Origin of the sequence: Romboutsia sp. 13368 (assembly GCF_018336475.1) — a bacterium.
Lineage (GTDB): Bacteria > Bacillota > Clostridia > Peptostreptococcales > Peptostreptococcaceae > Romboutsia.
In genome coordinates this window covers 1,840,798-1,842,273 of record NZ_CP048741.1, presented here as the reverse complement: position 1 = coordinate 1,842,273, position 1,476 = coordinate 1,840,798, and the positions used below count along the sequence as shown (strand labels likewise).

Sequence of the window (1,476 nt, the reverse complement as noted above, 5' to 3'; positions counted from 1 at the left end):
AAATAAAGATGATAAAATCAGTTTAGAATATTATATAGATAAAAAAGTATCATATATATAATATAAGACAGAATAATTTAGGGAGAATTATATGGGTAAGACAAATAAAGATATAATAGTAGTAGGATTTGCACTGTTTGCAATGTTTTTTGGAGCGGGAAATTTAATATTTCCACCTTTTTTAGGAGTAGTATCTGGTTCTAGCTGGATAACAGGATTTGCTGGATTTATACTAGCAGATGTAGGGTTAGCATTACTAGCTATACTAGCAGCAGCTAGATGTAATGGTGAAGTTAGTAAAGTATTATCTAGAAGTGGTAAGAACTTAGCTATAATATTAGGTTCTGCTATAATGATATGCTTAGGGCCTTTATTAGCAATACCAAGAACTGCGGCTACAACTTTTGAAATGGGTATTGCACCTTTATTTAATGGATTTAGTCCAGTATTATTTTCAATAATATTCTTTACTATAACTTTTATATTAACTATAAAGCCATCTAAGGTTGTAGATATAATAGGTCAATTTTTAACACCTGCATTATTAATTGCATTAGGAGTATTAATTGTTAAAGGAATATTATCTCCATTAGGTGAAATGAGTTCAACTTCATTAACTGAAAATTTATTTGCAGAAGGTGTAAAACAAGGCTATCAAACTATGGATGCATTAGGAGCAGTAGCTTTATCAGCAGTTATAATATCATCTCTTGTAAATAAAGGATATAAAGATGAAAAGCAAAAAGTTAAGCTTACATTAAAAGCTGGAGTAGTTGCGGCTATTGGATTAATCTTAGTTTATGGTGGATTAACTTATCTTGGTGCAACAGTTTCTACAATGTACGGTAAAGATGTGGTTCAAACAAGGTTGATAGTAGAAATTACAGCATCGCTTCTTGGTGATACAGGAAAAATAATATTAGCAATAATAGTTATGTTAGCTTGTTTAACAACAGCTATAGGATTAACTTCTGCAACAGCACAATTTTTTGAAAAAATTACAAATGGAAAGTTAAAATATGAATTAATAGTTACTGTAGTTTGCATATTTAGTGCTATAATATCAAATTTTGGAGTAAGTACTATAATAAAGTTTTCAGGACCAATATTAGATATAATTTATCCTGCAACAGTTGTACTTGTTGTTATGACTTTATTTAGTAATAGGATAAAAAATGATAATGCATTTAAAGGTGCAACTTATATAGCATTATTAGTAAGTGTTTTAACAGTTGCAAATAACATGGGGTTAGTAAATATTTCATTTATAAATAAACTACCATTTTCATCTATAGGRTTTAACTGGATAGTACCGGTTTTAATAGGAGGAATTATTGGTAATTTAATTAAATTTGATAGTATACATAAAAAAGGATTACAATTTAAAAATAATAAAATTGGATAATATATAAAAATCACTGGTAAAAATCTTACCAGTGATTTTTATATATAAAGACGTTATAATATATTAATAAA

1 protein-coding gene is annotated in these 1,476 nt (G+C 27.7%); it reads left to right on the top strand.

What is annotated here, in order from left to right; genetic code table 11:
* The first annotated feature begins 91 nt into the window (after positions 1-91).
* The gene (gene brnQ / locus G3997_RS07510) at positions 92-1,405 is read left to right on the top strand and encodes a branched-chain amino acid transport system II carrier protein (RefSeq protein WP_296645039.1); all 1,314 of its coding nucleotides are present in this window, start codon (positions 92-94) and stop codon (positions 1,403-1,405) included.
* Positions 1,406-1,476 lie beyond the last annotated feature (71 nt).